The sequence below is a fragment of the Gordonia sp. UBA5067 genome, assembly GCF_002414845.1.
In the GTDB taxonomy this organism is placed as follows: Bacteria; Actinomycetota; Actinomycetes; order Mycobacteriales; family Mycobacteriaceae; genus Gordonia; species Gordonia defluvii.
This window is the reverse complement of record NZ_DIAX01000010.1, coordinates 11610-33351: the sequence shown is the minus strand read 5'-3', so window position 1 is coordinate 33351 and position 21742 is coordinate 11610. Positions and strand designations below refer to the sequence as shown.

The following is a 21742-nucleotide window of genomic DNA, read 5'->3' as shown; positions in this document are numbered from 1 at the left end:
GTCGGCACCACCGGCCTGTCCCGACGACTACGCTGGGCACCACACGTTTACCGACCGGCAACGGGGAGATAATGCGGTGAGATCCGACGCATCACCCGTAGATTTTCTCTTCAGCGGCCTGCGCTCCGACAACGGCCAGCCCGCCTCCGGGTCGACCGCTGGCAACGTCGAGCGATCGTCCACCAGTCCCCCGACGCGCCGCACCCTGGTGGATCGTCGCGAACGCATCGCCACCACGCGCGCTCGGGCCCAGTCACCGGTTGCCGCACTGCGCACCATCGGGTCGTCGACGCCGGGCAAGTTCTTCCTCATCGCCCTCGCACTGACGATCGGCTGTCTGGCCACCGGGTGGTACGCCTCGGTCACCCTCAGCGACCGGACCCACAGCCTGCAGAAGCTGATTTCCCGCGCCGAACCGATCGCAGAATCGTCCCAGGTCCTGTTCAGTTCGCTATCCATCGCCGACGCCTCAGCCAACTCCGCCTTCATTTCTGGTGGCCTCGAACCAGTCGCCCTGCGCCAGCGATACTCCAATGCGATTGCCAGCGCCGCGGCCTCCCTCATCACGGCCGCCAACAGCCCGGACGAGGACGGTGGTGCACTCAGCACTGCTGACGACCCGGTGCACGCCGACCTGGTGAAGCTGACGGTCAACCTGCCGGTCTACACCGGGCTGGTCGAGACCGCACGAGCCAACAACCGTCTGGGCAATCCCGTCGGCTCCGCCTATCTGAACGAGGCCAGCGGACTGATGCAGGAGACCCTCCTACCCGCCGCCCAACGCATCTACGAGCAACGCACGGCCGCGATTGCGCAACCGCAGCTAACCCTGACCCGACCGCCCTACCTCGTCTACGCGACACTGTTCGCCCTGATTGCCGGACTGATCGCGGCGTCGCGCTTCCTGGAGCGTCGCACGCGGCGGCGGCTGAATGCCGGACTGCTGGTCAGCCTGATCGCAATGAGCGCGGGAACCCTGTGGCTGCTCGTCGCCGGATTGACGTCGGTCGTGGCGACGACCACCGCGCGGGTCGACGGCGCCGACCCCCTGCACGCCCTCACCAGTGCCCGCATCAGCTTGCAGCAGGCCCGGTCCGCGCAGACCCTGTCCCTGGTCCGCCGCGACCAAACCGCCCTCAACGACGACTTCACCACCGCGACGCGGGGGGTGGCCGAAGTCCTCAACAAGCTCGCGGACGACTACCACTCGGGTCGCAAGAAGTCTCTCCCAATAGCCGACATCGATGCGGCACGCACCGCCCTGGTCGAATGGCAGACCACCGATCGCGAGATCGGGAAGCGACTCGCGGTCGGCGACTATCTCGGTGCCCGCGACCTCACCGTCGGCCCGGGCAAATCCAGTGCGGCGACCTACTACGCGGAAGTCGACAACGCCATCGTCGCCGCGATCACCGAAGCCCGCAGTTCCTTCCGGAACAGCATCTACACGGCCGGGCAATTCCTTGCCTTCAGCAGCACCGGGATCCTGTTGTTGTCACTTGTCGCCACCCTCGCCGTTCCGATCGGGTTCTACGACCGCATCCGGGAGTATCGATGAAAGTCCGCACCATCGCCGCAGTCGCCCTGGTTGCCGTTACCGCGACCGGCTGCGTCCGGTTCACCGCCCCGGACAGCCCCCCTCCGCTGACCACCGCGACGGCGCCCACCCCACCGGGGATGATCATTGCCGCACCCGGCACCCCGCCGCCGCCGGAGTCCGACAGCGACGACTGCAACCGGCTCGCCAGCCTGCGCCCGATCCCGCTGCCCCCGCCCGGCCAAATGCCACCGCGAACACCGATGGCCGAGATCGCCGCGAACGGACGGCTGATCGTCGGGATCGACACCGGGTCGAATCCGTTCAGCTTCCGCGACCCGCTCACCGGCGACCTGCGCGGGTTCGACGTCGACCTCGCCCGCGAGATCAGCCGAGCCATCTTCAACGACCCGTACCGCATCGAGTTCCGGGTGACCCGTTCGGCGGATCGGATTGCGGTCCTCGAGTCAGGCCGGGTCGACATCGTCGTCAAGACGATGAGCATCACCTGTGACCGGCTCAAACAGATCGACTTCTCGTCGCCCTACTACGTCGCGGCCCAGCGCATCCTGGCGGTCAACAATTCGACGATCAAGTCCGCACAGGATCTCGCCCGCAAGCGGGCCTGTGTTGCCACCGGCGCCACCTCGGCACAGCGGCTGCGCCGGATCGTCCCCACCGTGTCACTGGTCGAAACCGCGACCTGGGCGGACTGCCTCGTGCTGTTACAACAGTCCGGTGTGGAGGCGGTCTCCACCGATGATGCGATCCTTGCCGGTCTCGCCGTGCAGGACCCGTGGCTGCAGATCGTCGGACCGAGCCTGGGCGAGGAGTACTACGGCATCGGTGTCCGTAAGGGACGCGACGACCTGGTGCGCTTCATCAACGCCGTGCTGGCCGACTTGACGGCCAACGGTCGGTGGCGGGCGATATCGAACGAGTGGCTGTCGGTGCTCGGCACACAGCTCGGCCTCCCCCAACCCCGCTATCGGGACTAGCCATGGCACCCGATGCGCGCAGCGACGACGCCGCTGAGCCGGCCGCCACCCAGGCAGTGCCATTCAACCCGTTCGAACCCGCTGACACCGGTACGCAGGCCGCCACGTCCGAGGACTTCCCCGCGGCCGACACCACCGCCGCCACGACCTCCCCCGGACCTCCCCGCGCTGCCGTCACCGCGCGGACGAGCTTCCCCGTCCCGCGCGGCCGCGTCCTGGTCCCCGAGCGCGGCGCAGCGCGCGTGCACGACCGCCGACTCGGCAGTGAACTAGTCGACCTGCCACGGATCATCGACACCGAGCCGACCGACGCGGTACTGGTGGACCCCCGGATTCCCGAGCGCAAGCGCAAGTGCTGGAACTGCGGCACCCCGCTCGCCCGAGAGTCCGGACCCCATGCCGGCCCGTTGTCCGGGATGTGCCCGAACTGCGGCGTCCGCTACTCCTTCGTGCCCAGCCTGGGGCCCGGCACGGTCGTCGCCGACCAGTACGAGATACTCGGCGCCATCGCCCACGGCGGCATGGGGTGGATCTACGTTGCGACCGACCACAACGTCTCCGATCGCCCCGTCGTCCTCAAAGGGCTACTCAACTCGGGCGACTCCGCCGCCCAAGCGGTGGCGATGGCTGAGCGGCAGTTCCTCGCATCGGTGAGCCACCCCGGCATCGTCAAGATCTACAACTTCGTCGAGCACGAGATCTCCGATGCCCGCAGTATCGGCTACATCGTCATGGAGTACATCGGCGGAAAGACACTCAAACAGTTGACGCCCGCGATCTCCGACGACGGCGACGTCACTCCGAAGCTGCTCCCCCCCGAGCAGGCGATGGCCTACATGCTGGAAGTGCTCCCGGCGGTCGGCTACCTCCATTCGGTCGGCCTGGTCTACAACGATGTAAAGCCGGACAACATCATGATCAGTGCTTCCGACGTCACCCTGATCGACATGGGTGCGGTGGCGCCCATCGGCGGCCACGGCCGCCTCTACGGGACGCCTGGATTCCAGGCGCCGGAGATCGTCGAGACCGGCCCGCAGATCGCTACCGACATCTACAGCATCGGCCGCACCTTGGCCGTGCTCACCGTCGATATGCCGATGGAGGGCGGCCAGTACCTGCCAGGACTGCCCGACGTTGGGGAGGTGCCGCTCTTCGCCGAGAGTCCTTCCTTCCACCTGCTGCTGGCCCGCGCAACGGCGATCAACCCCGATGAGCGCTTCTCGACCACCGCGGAGATGACCACTCAGCTGCTCAATGTGCTCCGCGAAACGGTGGCCGTCCACACCGGCGTCCCGCGCCCGGCGCTGTCAACGGTGTTCACCCCGCCGCGGACCACGTTCGGAACCGAACTGCTCCTCGGCCCGATCGACGCATTCTTCGACCCCGACCAGACGACGTTCTACGATCCGGCCGACATCGCCGCGGCGCTGCCGGTTCCGCTTGTCGACCCCGCCGATCCGTCTGCCCGAGTATTGAGTTCGGCGGCCCTGTCGGACCCCCGGCAGATTCTGGATTCGATCCACACCCATCGAGCGAACCGGACCGCCCTCGACTCCGGCGAACCAGATTCCCTAGGTTCCCTGGAGATCGACCTGGCCGAGACCCGCGCCTATCTGGAACTCGACGACGTCGACACTGCGCTAGACATCCTGCGTTCAGCATCCCTGCGGTACGGGCACAACTGGCGCATCGACTGGTATCTGGGCATCTGTTCGCTGCGCAACGATGAGCCCGAACTGGCCTATGAGCGGTTCAACGAAACCCTGATCGCGATGCCCGGTGAGCTCGGGCCGAAACTCGCGGTGGCCGGCACCGCCGAGCTGATCGGGCGATGGCTGATCGGCGCATCTCCCAAGCCCAGCGACTCCCTCGACCCACAAGTGCGCCGCTGGTATGAGATTGCGCGGCACCACTATCAGGATCTGTGGCTCACCGACCACGCCATCATCACCGCCGCCTTCGGACTGGCCCGCATCCATCTGGCCTACGGCGAGGCCTCCGCCGCCATCATCGGTCTCGACGAGGTTCCGACGACGAGCCGCCACTACCACACCGCACGGGAAACGGCGGTCCTCGCACTCGTGCACGGGCGGCCGGTGTCGGCGGTGACCCATGCGCAGATCGTGGAAGCGGCGCAGCGACTACAACAGATTCCCGACGCCGAACCCCGCAAGCCGCGCATCAAACTCATCGTCCTAGGCACCGCACTGGGGTGGGTGTTGGAGAATCCGCCGAACGAGGAACTGCCCGACCTGCTGGGCTACCCGTTCACCGAATACGGCCTGCGGATCGGCACCGAACAATCCCTGCGCGAACTGGCCCGCGAAACCCGCAGCAACCGCACGCACCGATTCCAACTCGTCGACCTTGCCAACTATGTCCGGCCGGCAACCTGGTTCTAGCGTGCCGCCGCTAGGCCACGACGAGGGCCTTGGCGTGCCGGGCGATCGCGAGTTCCTCATTGGTCGGCACGACGAGCACCGTCGTTGCCGACCCGTCGGTCGAGATGATGCGCGGCTGTGAACCCCGCACGGCATTGCGATCGGGATCGATCTCGATGCCGAAACCGGCCAGCCGAGCGAGTGAATCGGCGCGCACACCCGCCGCGTTCTCCCCCACCCCGGCGGTGAAGCTGATGATGTCGGTCCGGCCCAACTCCACCAGGTACGCACCGAAGTAGCCCCGCAGGCGGTGGATGTAGATGTCGTAGGCCTCACGGGCATCGGCATCGCCGGCGTCGATCATCGCGGTGACCGCACGGAAGTCGTTCTCCCCACAGAGCCCCTTCATCCCCGATCGCTTGTTGAGCAGGAAATCGATCTCATCGACCGACATTCCCACCACGCGGTGCAGGTGGAACAGCAGCCCGGGATCGATGTCACCGCCACGGGTCCCCATCACCAGGCCCTCCAACGGGGTCATACCCATCGAGGTGTCCACCGGTTGGCCGCCACAGATCGCCGACATCGACGCGCCGTTGCCCAGGTGGGCGACGATCTGGTTCACGCCGGCGTAGTCGACGCCGAGGAATTCCGCCGCCCGGCGGGAAACGAACTCGTGGCTCATGCCGTGGAAGCCATAGCGGCGTAGCGCATACTCGTCTGAGAGCGCCCGGTCGATGGCGTAGCGCGCCGACGCGTCGGGCAGTTTGTGGAAGAACCCAGTGTCGAAGACGGCCACCCCGGGAACGTCGGGCAGCAGGGCCTGCGCTGCTTCGATCCCGACGAGATTGGGCGGGTTGTGCAACGGCGCAAGCGGCGAAAGCCGCACGATCTCGTCGATCACGTGGGCATCGATCAGCGTCGGGGCGTACAGCGAGCGGCCACCGTGCACCACCCGGTGGCCGACGGCGCACAAGCCGGCCTCGGTCAGATCGGTGCCCTTGCTCGCGAACAACTCCATCGCCTTGGCGATCGCCGCGCGATGGTCGGGCAGGTGGAGTTCCTCGACGGTCTCGGCACCCCCCTGTTCGTGGCTGATCGTGGAGATCTGCTCGCCGATCCGTTCGACCAGCCCGTCTGCGGTCACGGTCCCCGAATCCGGTTCCAGGAGCTGATATTTCAGCGACGACGACCCCGCGTTGAGGACCAGTACCAGCGCCGCGGCCCCCTCGCCGGTGCTCATTGCCGCATCCCGGTCGCCTGCGCCTGAATCGCGGTGATCGCCACCGTGTTGACGATGTCGGCGACGAGGGCGCCCCGGGACAGATCGTTGATCGGCTTGTTCAGACCCTGCAAGACGGGCCCGATTGCGATGGCGCCGGCGCTGCGCTGAACGGCCTTGTAGGTGTTGTTGCCGGTGTTGAGGTCGGGGAAGATCAGCACCGTCGCCTTCCCGGCCACCGGCGAATCCGGCATCTTGGTCACGGCGACACTGGGCTCGACGGCCGCGTCGTACTGGATCGGCCCCTCCACCAGCAGGTCCGGCTTCCGTTCCCGGATGATCGCGGTTGCGGTGCGCACTTTGTCGACCTCGGCGCCCGAGCCCGATTCGCCGGTGGAGTACGACAGCATCGCCACCAGCGGGTCGATGCCGAACGCACCGGCCGTCTCAGCCGAGGAGATCGCAATGTCGGCGAGCTGTTGCGCGGTCGGATCGGGGACGACCGCGCAGTCGCCGTAGGTGAGCACCCGGTCGGCCAGGCACATGAAGAAGACACTCGACACGGTGTCGACGCCCGGTTTGGTCTTGATGATTTCGAAGGCCGGGCGGATGGTGTGCGCGGTGGTGTGAATCGCACCGGACACCATGCCGTCGACCAAGCCGTTGTGGACCATCATCGTGCCGAAGTAGGAGACGTCGCGCATCAGGTCGCGGGCCCGGTCCATCGCAACGTTCTTGTGTTTGCGCAGCTCGGCGTACTGCGCGGCGAACTTTTCGGTCAGCTCTGAATCGAGCGGGTTGATAATGTCGACGCCGGGCAGTTCTAGGGACAGCTCGATGAGCTGCGACTCGATCCGCGCCGCATCACCGAGCAGCGTCAGCTGGGCAACACCGCGCGCCGTCAGCGCAGCGGCCGCCCGAAGGATGCGGGGCTCCTCCCCCTCGGGCAAGACGATATGCCGACGATCCGATTTCGCCTGCGCGATCAGCCGGTACTCGAACATCTGGGGCGTGACCACCTCGGGGATGGCGAGGTTCAGATCGGCCATCAACTCGGTGGCGTCGATGTGGTGTTCCATCAGCGCCAGCGACGTCTCGATCTTTCGGGCCGACTGGTTGGCCATTCTGCCCCGGGTATGCGCTGCGACCCGCGCCGTCTCGTAGGTACTCTGCTCGCAGCAGATGATGGGCAGCGCCGGATTCAGCCCACGCACGAGCGCATCGATCATCGGGTGCGGCTTCAGCCCACCGTTGAGGATCAATCCGGCCAGCCGGGGAAAGCCCTGTGCCATGTTGGCGTTCACCAGTGCCAGCATCACGTCGGACCGGTCCGCCGGGGCGATCACCACCATGCCCTCTTCCAGCCGCTCCAAGACGTGCTCGACGGTCATTCCGCCGACCATCATGTGCAGGGCCTCACGATCCAGCAGGTCCTCGTCGCCGCTGTACAACGTTCCGCCGAGCGCATCGGCGAGCTCGGCCATCGTCGGCGCGCTCAGCACTGGATCTTCGGGTACCAGCCAGACACCGGGACCCAGCCCGTCCATTGCCACCCGCGTCGCGGTGCTGTACCCGGGCTCGACGCGGTTGACGATGACCGCAACGGTGGTCGCGTGCGCCGCCGAGATCTCGGCGAGAGCATGCTCGGCCATCCCCCGCACCTCCTGCGGCGTACGGCCGTTGGCCCGCAGCGCCAGCACCATCGGGCATGCGAGGTTCGCCGCGACGCGGGCGTTGAAGGAGAACTCGGACGGGTTGCCGACGTCGGTGTAGTCCGATCCGACAACGAGAACGGTGTCGCACTGCTGCTGCACCACATGGAACCGATCGACGATGGTGGCCAGCGCGGCATCGGGATCTGCGTGGACCTGGTCGTAGGTGACGCCGATGCAGTCGGCGTAGTCCAGGCCCACCGAATCGTGAGCGAGAAGCAGCTCGAGGATGTAATCGTTCTCGCCGTTCGGCGTACGGCTGATGGGCCGGAAGACCCCAATGCGCCCACCGGTGGCGGAAAGCAGGGCAAGCAGTCCGAGCGCGATCGTGGACTTGCCGGTCTCCCCCTCGGCCGAAGCGAGGTAGATCGCCGAATGCGAGGTGTCGGACACGGACTTCTCACCCGGGGAGCGCTCGGTCATGCGGATTACCCTAACTCGCCGCCGGAAGTGGGGCGAGCGGGCGCTACAACCGCCGCGACGACGAGGGCGGCGATCTCTTCGTCGGTCATCGCAGAGTCCGGGACGAGCATCATCGAGTACACGATCCGAACCATGAATTCGGCCGCTGCCTCGGGGTTCGGGCGCAGCCGGCCGGCCACCTCGGCATCGACGTCGGGAAGTGCCGCCGCCACGATCCGGGTCACCAGGGCGGGTCCGCCGTCAGTGGTCGAGACGAGCGCGGAAACGACTTCACCAGGCTCGTTGCGCAGCACGTACTGCAGCGCCTCGTGCTCCCGGATGTACCGCAACGATTCGAGAACCTGGGCCGCCACCCGACTCTCGGCGTCGGGGTGCGCGACCGCCCACGTGGTGAGACGCGTCCGCAGCTGAGCGACCTCCCGTTCAACGATCGCGGCGATCAGTGCCTCCCGGCCCCCGAACATCCGATAGGCGGTGGCGCGCGCGACTCCGGCCTGCTTGGCGACCGAGGTAAGGCTCAGCGCCTTCGCACCGAACCGGGACACCAGCACCACGCCGACGTCGACCATTCGCTCACGGTCCATGCGGTCGCGCTACAAGGCGGGCACGAGCCGGCGCAGCCGCGGCGCGAGGTCGCGGGAAAAGTTGCCCAGGAATCGGCGCTGATCATGACCCGGGGCATGGAACACGAGATGGTTGAGGCCGGCATCGGTGTACTGCCGGACTTGCGCGACGGCATCGTCGGGATCGGAAGCGACGATCCAGCGCTTGGCGATCTGCTCAATCGGCAATTCGTCGGCCAGACGCTCCATCTCCACCGACGAGTTCACCGAGTGCTTCTGTTCCGGCGTCAGCGAGAGCGGCGCCCAGAATCGGGTGTTCGCCAGCGCCAGTTCCGGATCGGGATCGTAGGAGATCTTGATCTCGATCATCCGGTCGATCTCGGCGACGTCGCGCCCGGCCTTCGCCGCGCCTTCCTTGACCGCCGGGATCAGCTTCTCGGTGTAAAGGTCCATGCCTTTGCCCGATGTGCAGATGAACCCGTCGCCGGCCCGGCCGGCGTAGCGGGCCACGACCGGCCCGCCAGCCGCCACGTACACCGGGATCGGCTGGTCCGGCACGTCGTACATGAAGGCGCCCTGGGTGCGGTAGTACTCGCCGTCGAAGTCGACCGTGCTGCCGGCCCACAGCTCGCGCATAAGTGCGATGGCTTCGCGCAGCCGCGCGAATCGCTCCTTGAACTCGGGCCATTCACCGCGGAAGCCGGTGGCGTATTCGTTGAGCGCCTCGCCGGTGCCGACGCCGAGCATGATCCGCCCGGGGTACAAGCAGCCCATTGTCGCAAAGGCCTGGGCGATGACGGCCGGGTTATAGCGGAAGGTCGGCGTCATCACCGATGTGCCGATCTGTACCCGCGAGGTGCGTTCGCCTACCGCAGCCATCCAGGCGAGGGAGAACGGGGCGTGCCCACCGTTGTGACGCCACGGCTGGAAGTGGTCGCTCACTGCCACCGAGTCCATCCCGTGCTCTTCGGCGGCGACGGCGATCTCCACCAATTCTCGCGGGTCAAACTGTTCCGCTGATGCTTTGAATCCGAGCTTCAGTCCTTGCACCACACCGTCTCCTGTTCGTCGCGGCCCACGCTACCGGCAGGGCTGTTGGCGAAATGCGCCGACGCCGGCGTCCCGATCATCAACGGGCGCGACTCGGCTAGCTTGCCTCGGTTTGCTGGTCACGGTCAGTCGTCTCGTGATGGACCGTGGTGATCGCCTCATCGAGGAAGTCGATCACCAGGCGCACGGATTCACGGCCCTCCCGGTGCCGCAGGGGAACGGAGAAGGCGTGGACCTGCCACGGGTAGCTGTGCAGCACAACCCGCTGGCCGGCCCCGTCCAGGGTCTCAACCAGTTCGAGGGCGTCCGGCTCGACCAGTTCCTTCTCCGCGGTGATCACAATGGTCGGCGGGAACACCGCCGGGTCGAGGTCGAGGGCGCGCCGCGCGCCGGTGAACGGGATCGGACCCCAGCCGAACATGGGGCCGAGGACGTCGAGTTGGCGTTTTGAAAGGTAGGCGTCGTAGCGGCTGGTGCGGTCGGCGCGCTCGCCGATATCGAGGTCGAGCAGGGGTGAGAGTAGGGCGATTGCCGGCGGTGACGGCAGATTGTTCAACCGGGCCAACTCGGCGAGCTTGACCGTGAGGAAGCCACCCGCGGAATCACCGGCCACGACGACGTGCCGGAAACCGCGCTGCCCCAGCAGTTCCCGGTACGCCTCAAATCCATCGTGCACGGCCGTTCCGACACCCGCCTCGGGCAACTGCCGATAGTCGAGGACGAAAACCGGGACGCCGAGTCCCTTCGCCAGCGAGGCGCCGATGGATCGGTGCGTACCCGGCCCACATGACATGAACGCACCACCGTGCAGATACAGCACGGCGGTGTCGGTATCACCGCCGGTCGGCCCCTTTGCCATGATCAGGTCGGCCCGTCGGCCACCGAGCTCGACTCGCTCGATCGCCACCGAGCGGGCCAGCCGATTCCGCTCCGCGAGACGCTCGAAGACGTCCACGACGAAGTAGGTGAGCCGATTCATCGGCGCGAAGACGAAGAACGGCTTGAGGAGCAGCCGCGCGGCCACCCAGATAAGATAGGACGCGAGACTCGGGCGTCTATGGTGCACAATTGGCATGCTCGTGAAGGTACACCGTCGTGCTGAGAGGTTGACCGCGTTGCCGGACGATTTGCCCGTGGCAGGAGTCGGTGCCGACCCCACTGTCGATGAGGTGTACCGCCTCGGCGACCAGGCCCCACCCCCGCGTACCCTGCGCGACATCTTCCTCGCGTCGGCGACCGCGTTCCCCGACGCCATCGCGATCGACGACGGCGAGGTCCCACTGACCTATCGGCAGGTCCTCGCCCTCGTCCGGCGCAGTGCCGCGGTTCTCGCCGGGGCCGGTATTGGGCCCGGCACCGGGAGCGACAGCGAGCGGGCCAAATCCCACCCCGGCACCGGGAGCGACAGCGAGCGGGCCGAGTTTCACCCCGGCACCGGGAGCGGCAGCGAGCGGGCCGAATCCCACCCCGGCGCACGCGTCGGGATCCACATGACGTCGGGCACCCGGCAGCTCTACCTCGCCATTTTGTCCACCTTGTTCGCGGGCGCAGCGTACGTGCCCGTCGATGTCGACGACCCGGCCGAGCGAGCCAACCTGGTGTTCGGGGAGGCGCAGGTCGACGCGATCATCACCGATGAGGGGATTTTCCAGACCGACGACGGCAAACTGGGCGGTCTCCTGGCCAACCGGCCGGCGAACATCACCCCCAGTCCCAGCGTCAGCGACGACGCGTGGATCATCTTCACCTCCGGCTCTACCGGCACCCCCAAAGGCGTTGCGGTAACCCACCGCAGCGCTGCGGCTTTCGTGGACGCGGAGGCGCAACTCTTCCTGGCCGACGATCCGCTCGGTCCCGGCGACCGGGTGCTCGCCGGATTGTCGGTGGCGTTCGATGCGTCCTGTGAGGAGATGTGGCTCGCCTGGCGGTACGGCGCGTGTCTGGTCCCGGCGCCGCGCGACCTCGTGCGCAGCGGCATGGACCTGGGCCCGTGGCTCGTGCGCCGATCGGTCACCGTCATCTCGACCGTGCCGACGCTCGCCGCGTTGTGGCCGCCGCAGGCGCTGGAGTCGGTGCGATTGCTGATCTTCGGGGGCGAGGCGTGCCCGCCCGAGCTGGCGGCGCGCCTGGCGAATCCGGTCGGTAACGGTAACGGCGACGAGCCGGCGACTCCCCGCGAAGTGTGGAACACCTACGGTCCCACCGAGGCGACCGTCGTCGCGTGCGCCGCCCGGCTCGACGGTTCCACTCCCGTGCGCATCGGCCACCCGCTGCACGGTTGGGATCTGGCCGTGGTCGACGAGCAGGAGAACGAGGTCGGGTGGGGCCAGACCGGCCAGCTGGTCATCGGCGGCGTCGGACTGGCTCGATACCTCGACCAGGCCAAGGATGCCGAGAAGTACGCCCCGATGCCCAGCATCGGCTGGGGGCGCGCCTACCGCAGCGGCGACCTGGTCCGCCTCGATCGGGAGGGCCTCGTCTTCGCCGGCCGGGCCGACGACCAGGTCAAGGTGGGTGGGCGTCGCATCGAGCTCGGCGAGATCGATAGTGCACTGCAGAACCTGCCGGGCGTCTCCGGAGGGGCGGCGGCGGTGCGCACAACGGCGGCGGGAAACCAGCTGCTCGTCGGCTACCTCGTCTCGACCGACCCCGACTTCGACGTTGCGGCCGCCCACGCCACGCTGGCCGAACAACTCCCCGCAGCGATGGTGCCGCGGTTGGCCGTCGTCGATGACCTGCCGACCCGGGTCTCGGGCAAGGTCGACCGGAACGCGCTGCCGTGGCCGTTGCCGGGTGCTACTGCCGCCGACGAGGACGCCGGCGATCTCACCGAGCATCAGCAGTGGCTGGCCGACGGGTGGTCGTCGGTCCTGGGTGTCAGGGTGACCAACGCGGACGCGGACTTCTTCGCCGAGGGCGGCGGTTCGCTCGCTGCCGCCCAACTCGTCTCCATCCTGCGCGAGCGGTATCCGAGCGTCACCGTCGGCGACTTGTACGACAACCCGCGCCTGGGGCGCCTCGCCCAGCTGCTCGCCTCGTGGAGTCCGGCGGAGCGCATCGTGGAGCGCACGGTCAAGCCGACCCCGCGGATCACCGGATTGGTGCAAACGGTCGCGAGCATCCCACTGGCCACCTTGACGGGTCTGCAGTGGGTGACCTGGCTGGCCGTCGCCAACAACATCGGGGCGTGGCTTCGGCCGGACATCGAATGGTTGTTCCGGGTTCCCTGGTGGATCGTTGTCATGGGCATCGTCGTCTTCATCACCCCACTGGGCCGGATGGCCTACGCGGCGTTGTTTGTCCGAATGCTGTTGCGCGGCATCAAGTCCGGGGTCTATCCACGCGGCGGCAGCGTCCACACCAGGTTGTGGTGCGCGGAGCGACTCGTCGAGGCCAGTGGCGCCGCGAATATTTCTGGCGCCCCGTGGATGATTCATTTCGCCCGCGCCCTCGGCGCCGGCATCGGCCGGGACGTCGATCTGCACACCTTGCCACCGGTAACCGGCCTGCTGACTGTCGGCGACGGCGCTTCGGTGGAACCCGAGGTCGACCTGGCCGGCTGGTGGATCGACGGCGATCAGGTTCGCATCGGGGCAATCGTCATCAAGCCGGGTGCGACCGTCGGTGCGCGCTCGACCCTGTTCCCCGATACCGTCGTCGGGCGGGATGCGGTGGTGGAACCGGGTTCAGCGGTTCGCGGCCGGGTTCGGGCCGGACAGTTGTGGGCCGGCTCACCGGCGGTGAAGGTCGGCAAGGCAAGCCACCCATGGCCGCCGGAACGGCCGGAGCGCCATACCCGGTGGGCCGCCATCTACGCACTGTCCGCGCTCGTCTTGGCGGCAATCCCGCTGCTTTCGCTGGCCGCCGGACTCGCCGTGCTCGGCGTGGGGATCGCGGACCGTGCACGTTTGCGCGACGTCGCGATCCGGGCCGCCTGGCTCGTTCCGCCAGCGACCCTGGTCAGCCTGTTCACCTATGCGGCGATCACGGCGATACTCGTTCGGCTGCTCGCGATCGGAATGAACGCCGGGTACCACCCGGTGCGGTCGCGGGTGGGATGGCAGGCGTGGCTGACCGAGCGCGTCCTGGACGCGGCACGGACCTACCTGTTCGTGCTTTATGCCTCATTGCTGACACCGGTGTGGTTCCGGCTCCTGGGCGCGAAAGTCGGCCGCAACACGGAGATCTCCACCGCGCTGGTCTTGCCCAAGTTCACCACGATCGACGACGGGGCGTTCCTCGCCGACGACACGATGGTGGCCTCCTACGAGTTGGGCGGCGGGTGGCTGCACATCGATCAGGCCAGAATCGGCAAGCGGGCCTTCCTCGGAAATTCTGGAATCACCGCACCGGGACGCAAGGTTCCGAAGAACAGCCTGGTGGCGGTTCTCTCCGCGACGCCGAGCAAGGCGAAGTCGGGATCGAGCTGGCTGGGCAGCCCCCCGGTTCGGCTGCGCCGGGTGACGGCCAGCGCCGACAGTTCCCGCACCTTCTCACCGTCGAAGCGGTTGCGCATCGCCCGCGCCACCATCGAGACGCTGCGCCTCGTGCCGGTCATGGTGTCCTTCGGGATCGGCGTCTACGTCCTACTCGGGGCGCAGTACCTCGCCGTTCACGTGGCGCCGGTTGCCGCCGCCGCGCTGAGCGGCTTCCTGCTCCTCGTCGCGGGTGCCGCGGCCTGTTGCATCGCGGCGGCGGCGAAGTGGATTGTCGTCGGCCGGATCCGGGTCTCCGAACACCCCCTGTGGAGTTCGTTCGTGTGGCGCAACGAATTGTCCGACGCTTTCGTGGAAACGGTCGCGGCGCCGTGGTTCGCCAACGCCGCCACCGGCACGCCGATCCTCACGGTGTGGCTGCGCCTGCTGGGCGCCCGCATCGGGCGCGGCGTGTGGTGTGAGACGTATTGGCTGCCCGAGGCCGATCTGGTGACCCTGGGCGACGGCGCGACCGTTCAGCGCGGATGCGTGGTCCAGACCCACCTGTTCCATGATCGCGTGATGGCGATCGACAGGGTCGAACTCGGTCCGGGCGCCACGCTGGGCCCGCACTGCGTCGCCCTGCCCGCGGCACGGATCGGCGAATCGGCCACCGTCGGGCCGGCCTCGCTGGTGATGCGCGGGGATGTGGTCCCCGCGCACACCCGGTGGCAGGGCAATCCGATCGTCCCCTGGCAGTAGTCTGCGCCCGTAGGATCGGTGCCATGGCCGAGACCTACGATTCGAGTGGTTGGCGCGCGGGTGCGGCTGGCTGGGTGGCCAACGAGTCGCTTTTTGACGCCGTCTACGCACCGGTGACCGAAGCCATTGTGGACGCGGCCGGCTTCGGCCCGCAATTGCGCGCCCTCGACGTCGGTTGCGGCTCCGGTACCCTCCTGCAGGCGGGTGCCGCGGCGGGAACGGCGATGGTCGGCGTCGACATCGCCCCCGACATGGTGGCCGCCGCACGGCGCCGGGTGCCGGCATCGACGGTCCTGCTTGGTGATGCCCAGGTCATGGATATCGGGGCGGCTGCGCCGGGCACGCCGTTCGAGCGCGTCGTGTCCCGGTTCGGCGTGATGTTCTTCGACGATCCGGCGGTGGCGTTCGCGAACATTCGTAGCTTCACCGCGATCGATTCGCGGTTGGCCTTCGCATGCTGGCGCGGTGTGGACGAGAACCCCACCTTCGGCGGTGCGGGGACCGAGGTGATCACCGCGCGGCTACCCGAACCGCCGGTGCCCCCAGCGCCCGGGCGTCCCGGACCGGTGGCCTTCGCCCATCGCGACTATCTGACCGGGGTCTTGCGGTCCGCCGGGTGGTCGGACGCCAAAATCGACCCATTCGACATCGTCATCGACCATGGCGTCGACGGCAGTGATGGCATCGAGGAACGCCTCACACTGATCCTGGCGACGACGGCGGGGCGCCTCGCCCGCGAGCAACTCGTCGACGAGCTCAGCGAGTCCGAGTGGGCAGATCTGCTGGAGCAGGCTCGCGCCAGTATCCGCCGGCACCTCGTCGACGGTTCGGTGAAGCTACCCGGCGCACTGTGGCTGGTGACCGCATCCAACCGGCAATAGGGTCCAACCGGCAATAGGACGGACTTCCCAGGGTCAGCGGGCCCGGCCGGTCGCCGGGGTTCGACGACGCGCGCCCACGTAGTGGTCGACGGCGGCGGCTCCCGGGGCGGCAAATCCGACCGCCAGCACCGCTACCGCCAGCACCAGGTTGAACTCCCACCCGTTCTGCTGGATCCAGAAGCCCTTATCGTGATGTCCATAGTATCCGGCGCCGATCATCGTCGCCGCCAACAGGACGCCCACGTACGGCAGCAGGACGCCGACGATGAGCGCGAGGCCGCCGAGCAGCTCGGCCCAGGTGGCGAAGTGCGCAGCCGCCGCCGGGAATGGGATGTGCAGGTGCTTGTCGAACATCATCGCCGTCTTGTCGACGCCTTTGATGTGCAGCTTCTCCCATCCGTGGGCGACGAAGACCACGCCCAGGGTGATGCGGAGCAGCAGCTGCGTTGCCGTGCGCGCGCTGGTCATCGGATTACCCCTTTCCACAACTCTACTTAAGGGCACCCTAACCTACGTGGTGGGTGTGCTACCGCCCCGACCCGTCGACGGAACGGCTCCGATAGACGCGGTTGAACAGGTAATGGTCAACCGACAACACACCGGCGTTGGCGAACCCGACCGCCAGCGCACCGGCGGCCAGGGCGAGAACGTACTCGTAGCCGCTATCGGGCATCCAGAAGCCGCCCTTGAGGTGCACGGTCACCAGCGCGCCAATCATATTGATCGCCAGCAGCGCGCCCACCAGCGGCAACAGCACGCCCAGGATCAGGGCGATCCCGCCGAGGAGTTCCACCCAGGTCGCGAAGAACGCGGAAGCCGCTGGCGCGGGGACGTCCAGCTTGCGGAAGTCAGCGGTCAGGGCACTGTGGCCGGTGGTGAACTTCTGCCATCCGTGCATCACAAAGATGAATCCGAGGGCAACTCGCGCCAGGAGCAGCGCGGGGGTTCGCAGGAAGGCCATGTCGAGTCCTTTCATTCTGCCGGTGGTCGTCATATGCCCCGGCCGGCTACCAGCGTGCCAGGTATGGTGACCCCGCACAGCGTGTTCCCCTGACCGTCACCCGTCGTCAGCGCGCCTCCCCGAGGAGCCAACCGTGCCGTCGACCCGCAATCGGGTGATCTGGAATCTCCTCCGGCTCGCCATGTCCGGCGTCATCGTCGCCGCCGTCGCCGCACAGTTCGCTTCGTCGGTCGACGTGGCCGCCGCCTACGACCGCGACGCCGCGACGACCGTTGGCAACTTCTTCAGCTTCTTCACAATCCTGTCCAATCTTGCCGCCGCCGCCGTGCTGATGTGGTCGAGCCTGTGGTGGTTCAGCCGTGGTCGGCGAACCGGGCCACCGGAGCCGCGCGGGTTGGCGATTGCCGTTGCCTGCGTCACCAGCTACATGATCGTCACCGGCGTCGTCTACAACGCACTGCTCCGCGGAATCGAGCTACCGCAAGGCAGCGTGGCCATTCCGTGGTCGAATGAGGTTCTGCACCTGATCGGTCCAGCGTTCCTTCTGCTCGATCTTGTGATTGGTCCCGTCGGTCGACGCTTGGGTTGGCGTACGGTCCCCGTCGTTCTCATCTTCCCCATCGTCTGGGTCGCCTACACGCTGGTGCGCGGACCAGCCACCACCAATCCTGCGACTGGCGACCCGTGGTGGTACCCCTACCCGTTCTTAGATCCGAACGGTCCGGGCGGGGCCGCGAGCGTCGCCTGGTACATCCTCGCGATTGCTCTGGTCATCGCACTGGTAGCCACCGGAGTGGTCTGGGTGGATCGACGACGCAGCGCGCAGAATCGGGCGCCCAGGGTAGCGTAGGCTCGCGGAGCCAAGTCCACGCCCGCAACTGACGATGAGCTGGAGGAGTAACCCTTGCCAGGGAAATCAGGACGCAGTCTGCAGTCGCGACGCTCCCCGGTTCTCGGCAACCCCGACGACATCGTCGATGACTACCTCCCGCACAACGGCAATCTCGGCTACCGCGTCTCTCGCTACGACCTTGTCCTTCAGTACAAAGTGTCGGCAAATCGACTTGCTGGCGTCGCCACCATCACCGCCACCACCAACGTTCACTTGAGTCGCCTGCAACTCGATCTGGCGACGGCCATGACCGTCTCCCGCGTCACCGTCAACGGGGAGCGACTGCGGTACACACACCGACGCGGCAAGCTGGCGGTCACGCTGAGTGCGCCGGTCCCGCCCGGTGGTGCGTTGCGGATCGTCGTGCGCTACGCCGGCAACCCCTGCCCCATCCGTAGCCAGTGGGGGGAGGTTGGCTGGGAGGAACTCACTGCCGGATCACTCTGCGCGAATCAACCGAACGGTGCACCGTCGTGGTTTCCCTGCGACGACCACCCGATCTCCAAAGCCAGCTACCGCATCGCCGTCACCACCGACTCCCCGTTCTACGTGGTGGCCAATGGTGTCCGCACCGAAAAAGTAACCAAGGCAACGCAGACGACGTGGGTCTTCGAACAAACCGAACCCATGACCACCTATCTGGCGTCGATTCAGATTGGCCGTTACGAGTCGGTGTCGCTGGCGACTAAGCCGGTCCCGGTCGAACTGGTCGCACCCCGCTCACTGCGGACCGCGGCTCGCGAACGATTCGCACCCCAAGTCGAGATGCTCACCGTCTTCACCGAATTGTTCGGCCCGTACCCCTTCCCCCGCTACACCGCTGTCGTCACCGAGGACCCGCTGGAGATTCCGCTCGAAGCCCAAGGATTCTCCACCTTCGGCGCCAATCACTGTGACTCGACCAGCGATGCGGAGCGGCTCGTCGCCCATGAGCTCGCCCACCAATGGTTCGGGAACTCGGTGACGTTGTCCCGCTGGAGCGACATCTGGTTACATGAAGGCTTTGCCTGCTATGCGGAGTGGCTATGGAGCGAGCGCAGCGGCGGTCAACGCGCCGACGATTGGGCTCGGCACTACTACGCCAAGCTGGCTGCGATGAAACCTCAGCGCGTCCTCGTTGATCCCGGTCCGGACCAACTGTTCGACGATTGGGTCTACAAGCGCGGCGCACTCACGCTGCATGCACTCCGGTTGCGTATCGGCGACGATTCTTTTTTCGCGCTGCTCCGGCACTGGACCGATAAATATCGCTACAGCTCGGTGAGCACCGAGGATTTCACCGCGCAGGCAGCCGAGCACTCGTCGGTGTCGCTAGCTGACCTCTGGCAAAGTTGGCTGCATACAGCAGCATTGCCGCCGTTCCCGCTCGCCGGAGCTACAGGTACTCGACTTTACTGAGGCAGGGTTTACCCGCATTCTCACCTATCGACATCCGGGTAACCACCGAGTAGGTCTTGGTGCCGGGCGCTTGGTTGCCCATCTTCGACTTGACGACGACGAGAACGTCTCCGGGTGCCTTATCGCTGAAGGCGGCGACAATCTGTGTGGCGCTACCCGGAACGTGCTGAACCCGCTCGAGCCACCCGGCTTCTTTCGACTTTTGGTATTCCTTGGCCATCGCCGAACCGGGGCACGAAATCGCCATCACCTTGTCGAACCAGGCCCCGCGCGCGGGACCAGGCGGCACCGCGTAGATCACCCCGAGGTCCTCGGCAAATCCCCGCGCAGCAGCAACTTTAGCATCGGTTGCGGCTTGTGCCGCCTGCACCGAACTGAGTTGAGCCTGATCCTGCGCCCCTCCGTCTCCGGAGGAGCATCCGGCAGCCGCGGCGACGATTGCGGTCGCAGCGACCAGCACCCCGGTCATCCGGCGTTGCCTCGTCAACTTCGGTTTCATCACACTCGCTCCACTTCGCTGACACACTTCTTACCTGCGTTGGTGCCGAGTTTGACCCGCATGACGATGGCCTGTGGCTGCTGCTGCTGCGCGGGCGCCCTGTTGCGCAGAACAACGAGAACGTGGTTCGGGTCGGCTTCGGTATGGGCACCGATAATCTCGGTGCGTTTGCCCGGCGCATAGGTGAGTCCGTCGATCTTGTTCTCCGCCTTGAGCTTGGCCAGCCGATTCGCAAGCACCGATCCCGGACAGGAGTTCTGTGTGATGGCGGTGAACTCGGCCACCCGCTCGGGACCTTGCACCGCGTTGATGTGTTGATCGGCGAGCATGGCGTCGGCGGCAAATTTCTCATTGGCTGCCGCCGATGATTCTTGCGCCTGCACCGAACTCAGCTGCGCCTGATAGTCGGGTCCGGCTTCCGATCCACAGCCAGTGACCACAGTCGCCAACACCACGGCGAATACACCAGTAACGACCACCCTGCTGCGACACCCGATAAGCCTCGGCATACTTGACCTCCCAATAGAAGCGCGACCGGCCCGGCACCCGTCACCGGTAGGCGAACTGTACTGTCGGCAAACCAGGAAATGTTTGCGTTTCCAACTTTCGGATTCAGTCCGGACTTTGCGGTGACTCAGTCGCTCGAACCGACTCGGCTACGTAGGTAGGTCACTACCGCCTCGAAGTCGGGGAGCAATCCGTCAATTTCCGCTTGCCCCAACCCCGGCGCTGCGCTGTCCTTGGCCGACAACTCAAAGGTCAGCGGTGCTCCGTCGCGTCCAACAGTGGGCCATTTGATGCCTAACGCCGGGTCCATCGGATTGACCCCGTGCTCGGCGGCCGGGTTGTACCCCGTCGAGCAGAGGTAAGCCACGGTCGACCCGTCCGCCAGCGCGCAGAATGCGTGCCCCAATCCCTCACTCAAATACACCGCGCGGCGGTCGATGTCGTCGAGAAGAACGGCTTCATGCTGGCCGAAGGTCGGCGAACCAACCCGCAGGTCGACGATGACATCGAGCACTGCGCCGACGACGCAGCTAACGTACTTCGCCTGCCCCGGCGGGACATCGGCGAAATGCACGCCGCGCACCGTACCCGCCGCCGATACCGACACGTTGACCTGGGCGAGGTCAAGGTTATGGCCGATGACCTCGGCCAGCAGCGGCGCCTGATAGGCCTCCAGGAAGACCCCCCGACTGTCTCCATGCTGGATCGGCGTGAACTCCCACGCGCCACTGATCGCGAGTTCGCGAATCTTCATGTGCTAGAAGCCCTTTCCCCGCTGCAGCAGATCAAGCAGATAGTCGCCGTACCCCGACTTCGCCGCCCCGACGGCCCGCACGCGTACCTCGTCGTCGGAGAGCCAGCCCTGCCGCCAGGCGATCTCCTCCGGCACGGCGATCTTGAGTCCCTGTCGCTGCTCGACGGTCCGCACGAAGTTCCCTGCATCGAGCAACGAGTCGAAGGTGCCGGTGTCGAGCCAGGCGGTTCCACGCGGCAGCACGGTCACCGACAGCGCGCCGCGGTCGAGGTAGTGCTGATTGACGTCGGTGATCTCATATTCGCCGCGCGCGCTGGGCCGCAACGACTTCGCGATCTCGATGACATCGTTGTCGTAGAAGTAGAGGCCGGGGACGGCGAAATTCGAACGCGGCTGCGCGGGCTTCTCCGCCAGCGAGACGGCCCGGCCCTGCTCGTCGAACTCCACCACGCCGTAGGCACTGGGGTCGGCGACCCAGTATGCGAAGACGGCACCGCCGACGAGCCCGCGGTGCCCGGCCAGCCGACTGCCCAGCCCTGGTCCATAGAAGATGTTGTCGCCCAGCACAAGTGCGACCGAATCGTCACCGATGTGACCGGCACCGAGGACAAAGGCCTGCGCCAGGCCATCGGGTGACGCCTGGGCGGCGTAGGTCAGGGAAATGCCGAACCGCGATCCGTCGCCCAACAGGTTCTCGAACGCCGGCCGGTCGTGCGGCGTGGTGATGATGAGAATGTCGGTGATCCCGGCCAGCATCAACGTGGACAGCGGGTAGTAGATCATCGGC

18 protein-coding genes are annotated in these 21742 nt (G+C 66.7%); 7 read left to right on the top strand and 11 right to left on the bottom strand.

The genetic code is table 11. The features are described from left to right. Positions 1 to 76 precede the first annotated feature (76 nt). The 3 genes from B4M62_RS01710 to B4M62_RS01700 are packed head-to-tail and all read left to right on the top strand — an operon-like array spanning position 77 to position 4937. Complete coding sequence (locus tag B4M62_RS01710) at positions 77 to 1558, top strand: hypothetical protein (protein ID WP_290704237.1); 1482 nt, start codon at positions 77 to 79, stop codon at positions 1556 to 1558. Next, complete coding sequence (locus B4M62_RS01705) at positions 1555 to 2535, top strand: glutamate ABC transporter substrate-binding protein (RefSeq protein WP_290704235.1); 981 nt, start codon at positions 1555 to 1557, stop codon at positions 2533 to 2535. Before B4M62_RS01710 ends, B4M62_RS01705 begins: the two co-directional genes overlap by 4 nt. 2 nt (positions 2536 to 2537) lie before the next feature. Next, positions 2538 to 4937: a serine/threonine-protein kinase gene (locus B4M62_RS01700; RefSeq protein WP_290704232.1), complete on the top strand. Its 2400-nt coding sequence runs from the start codon at positions 2538 to 2540 to the stop codon at positions 4935 to 4937. A 10-nt stretch (positions 4938 to 4947) separates the two neighbouring features. Here the strand turns inward: B4M62_RS01700 and B4M62_RS01695 are convergent, their stop codons facing one another. From B4M62_RS01695 to B4M62_RS01675, 5 genes are all read right to left on the bottom strand, one after another. Next, on the bottom strand, positions 4948 to 6159 hold the full coding sequence (locus B4M62_RS01695; protein WP_290704229.1) for an acetate kinase: 1212 nt from the start codon (positions 6157 to 6159) through the stop codon (positions 4948 to 4950). Further along, positions 6156 to 8273, bottom strand: coding sequence for a phosphate acetyltransferase (pta, locus tag B4M62_RS01690; protein WP_290704226.1), 2118 nt, complete (start codon positions 8271 to 8273; stop codon positions 6156 to 6158). The genes B4M62_RS01695 and pta overlap by 4 nt, the downstream gene beginning before the upstream one ends. Positions 8274 to 8278: 5 nt before the next feature. Beyond that, positions 8279 to 8857, bottom strand: a complete 579-nt coding sequence (locus B4M62_RS01685; RefSeq protein WP_290704223.1) for a TetR/AcrR family transcriptional regulator — start codon at positions 8855 to 8857, stop codon at positions 8279 to 8281. Positions 8858 to 8866: 9 nt separating this feature from the next. Further along, positions 8867 to 9889, bottom strand: coding sequence for a glucose-6-phosphate dehydrogenase (coenzyme-F420) (fgd, locus tag B4M62_RS01680; RefSeq protein WP_290704220.1), 1023 nt, complete (start codon positions 9887 to 9889; stop codon positions 8867 to 8869). A 94-nt stretch (positions 9890 to 9983) separates the two neighbouring features. Further along, positions 9984 to 10961, bottom strand: coding sequence for an alpha/beta hydrolase (locus B4M62_RS01675; protein ID WP_414651755.1), 978 nt, complete (start codon positions 10959 to 10961; stop codon positions 9984 to 9986). Between the two features lie 58 nt (positions 10962 to 11019). On the opposite strand from B4M62_RS01675, the gene B4M62_RS01670 reads away from it, so the two are divergent. Together B4M62_RS01670 and B4M62_RS01665 are read left to right on the top strand one after the other, a co-directional pair. Next, positions 11020 to 15063, top strand: a complete 4044-nt coding sequence (locus B4M62_RS01670) for a Pls/PosA family non-ribosomal peptide synthetase (protein ID WP_290704214.1) — start codon at positions 11020 to 11022, stop codon at positions 15061 to 15063. A gap of 23 nt (positions 15064 to 15086) precedes the next feature. Next, positions 15087 to 15944, top strand: a complete 858-nt coding sequence (locus tag B4M62_RS01665; RefSeq protein WP_290704211.1) for a class I SAM-dependent methyltransferase — start codon at positions 15087 to 15089, stop codon at positions 15942 to 15944. Between the two features lie 33 nt (positions 15945 to 15977). Here the strand turns inward: B4M62_RS01665 and B4M62_RS01660 are convergent, their stop codons facing one another. Together B4M62_RS01660 and B4M62_RS01655 are read right to left on the bottom strand one after the other, a co-directional pair. Continuing rightward, on the bottom strand, positions 15978 to 16412 hold the full coding sequence (locus tag B4M62_RS01660) for a DoxX family protein (RefSeq protein ID WP_290704208.1): 435 nt from the start codon (positions 16410 to 16412) through the stop codon (positions 15978 to 15980). A 58-nt stretch (positions 16413 to 16470) separates the two neighbouring features. After that, positions 16471 to 16920 carry a DoxX family protein gene (locus tag B4M62_RS01655; protein ID WP_414651754.1) on the bottom strand — a complete coding sequence of 150 codons (450 nt, stop codon included), beginning with the start codon at positions 16918 to 16920 and terminating at the stop codon, positions 16471 to 16473. 118 nt (positions 16921 to 17038) lie between these two features. On the opposite strand from B4M62_RS01655, the gene B4M62_RS01650 reads away from it, so the two are divergent. Next, positions 17039 to 17755, top strand: a complete 717-nt coding sequence (locus B4M62_RS01650) for a Pr6Pr family membrane protein (protein ID WP_290704205.1) — start codon at positions 17039 to 17041, stop codon at positions 17753 to 17755. 54 nt (positions 17756 to 17809) lie between these two features. Further along, on the top strand, positions 17810 to 19195 hold the full coding sequence (locus tag B4M62_RS01645) for a M1 family metallopeptidase (protein ID WP_290704202.1): 1386 nt from the start codon (positions 17810 to 17812) through the stop codon (positions 19193 to 19195). Here the strand turns inward: B4M62_RS01645 and B4M62_RS01640 are convergent. The 4 genes from B4M62_RS01640 to rfbA form a co-directional block, all read right to left on the bottom strand. After that, entirely contained in the window at positions 19173 to 19664 is a 492-nt protein-coding gene (locus B4M62_RS01640; protein ID WP_290704199.1) for a hypothetical protein, read from the bottom strand. The genes B4M62_RS01645 and B4M62_RS01640 overlap by 23 nt on opposite strands. A 29-nt stretch (positions 19665 to 19693) precedes the next feature. After that, positions 19694 to 20146, bottom strand: a complete 453-nt coding sequence (locus B4M62_RS01635) for a hypothetical protein (protein WP_290704196.1) — start codon at positions 20144 to 20146, stop codon at positions 19694 to 19696. A gap of 182 nt (positions 20147 to 20328) precedes the next feature. Beyond that, positions 20329 to 20955 carry a dTDP-4-dehydrorhamnose 3,5-epimerase family protein gene (locus B4M62_RS01630; protein ID WP_290704193.1) on the bottom strand — a complete coding sequence of 209 codons (627 nt, stop codon included), beginning with the start codon at positions 20953 to 20955 and terminating at the stop codon, positions 20329 to 20331. A 3-nt stretch (positions 20956 to 20958) separates the two neighbouring features. Continuing rightward, the coding region (gene rfbA / locus B4M62_RS01625) for a glucose-1-phosphate thymidylyltransferase RfbA (protein ID WP_290704191.1) at positions 20959 to 21742 on the bottom strand (784 nt) is incomplete at its 5' end.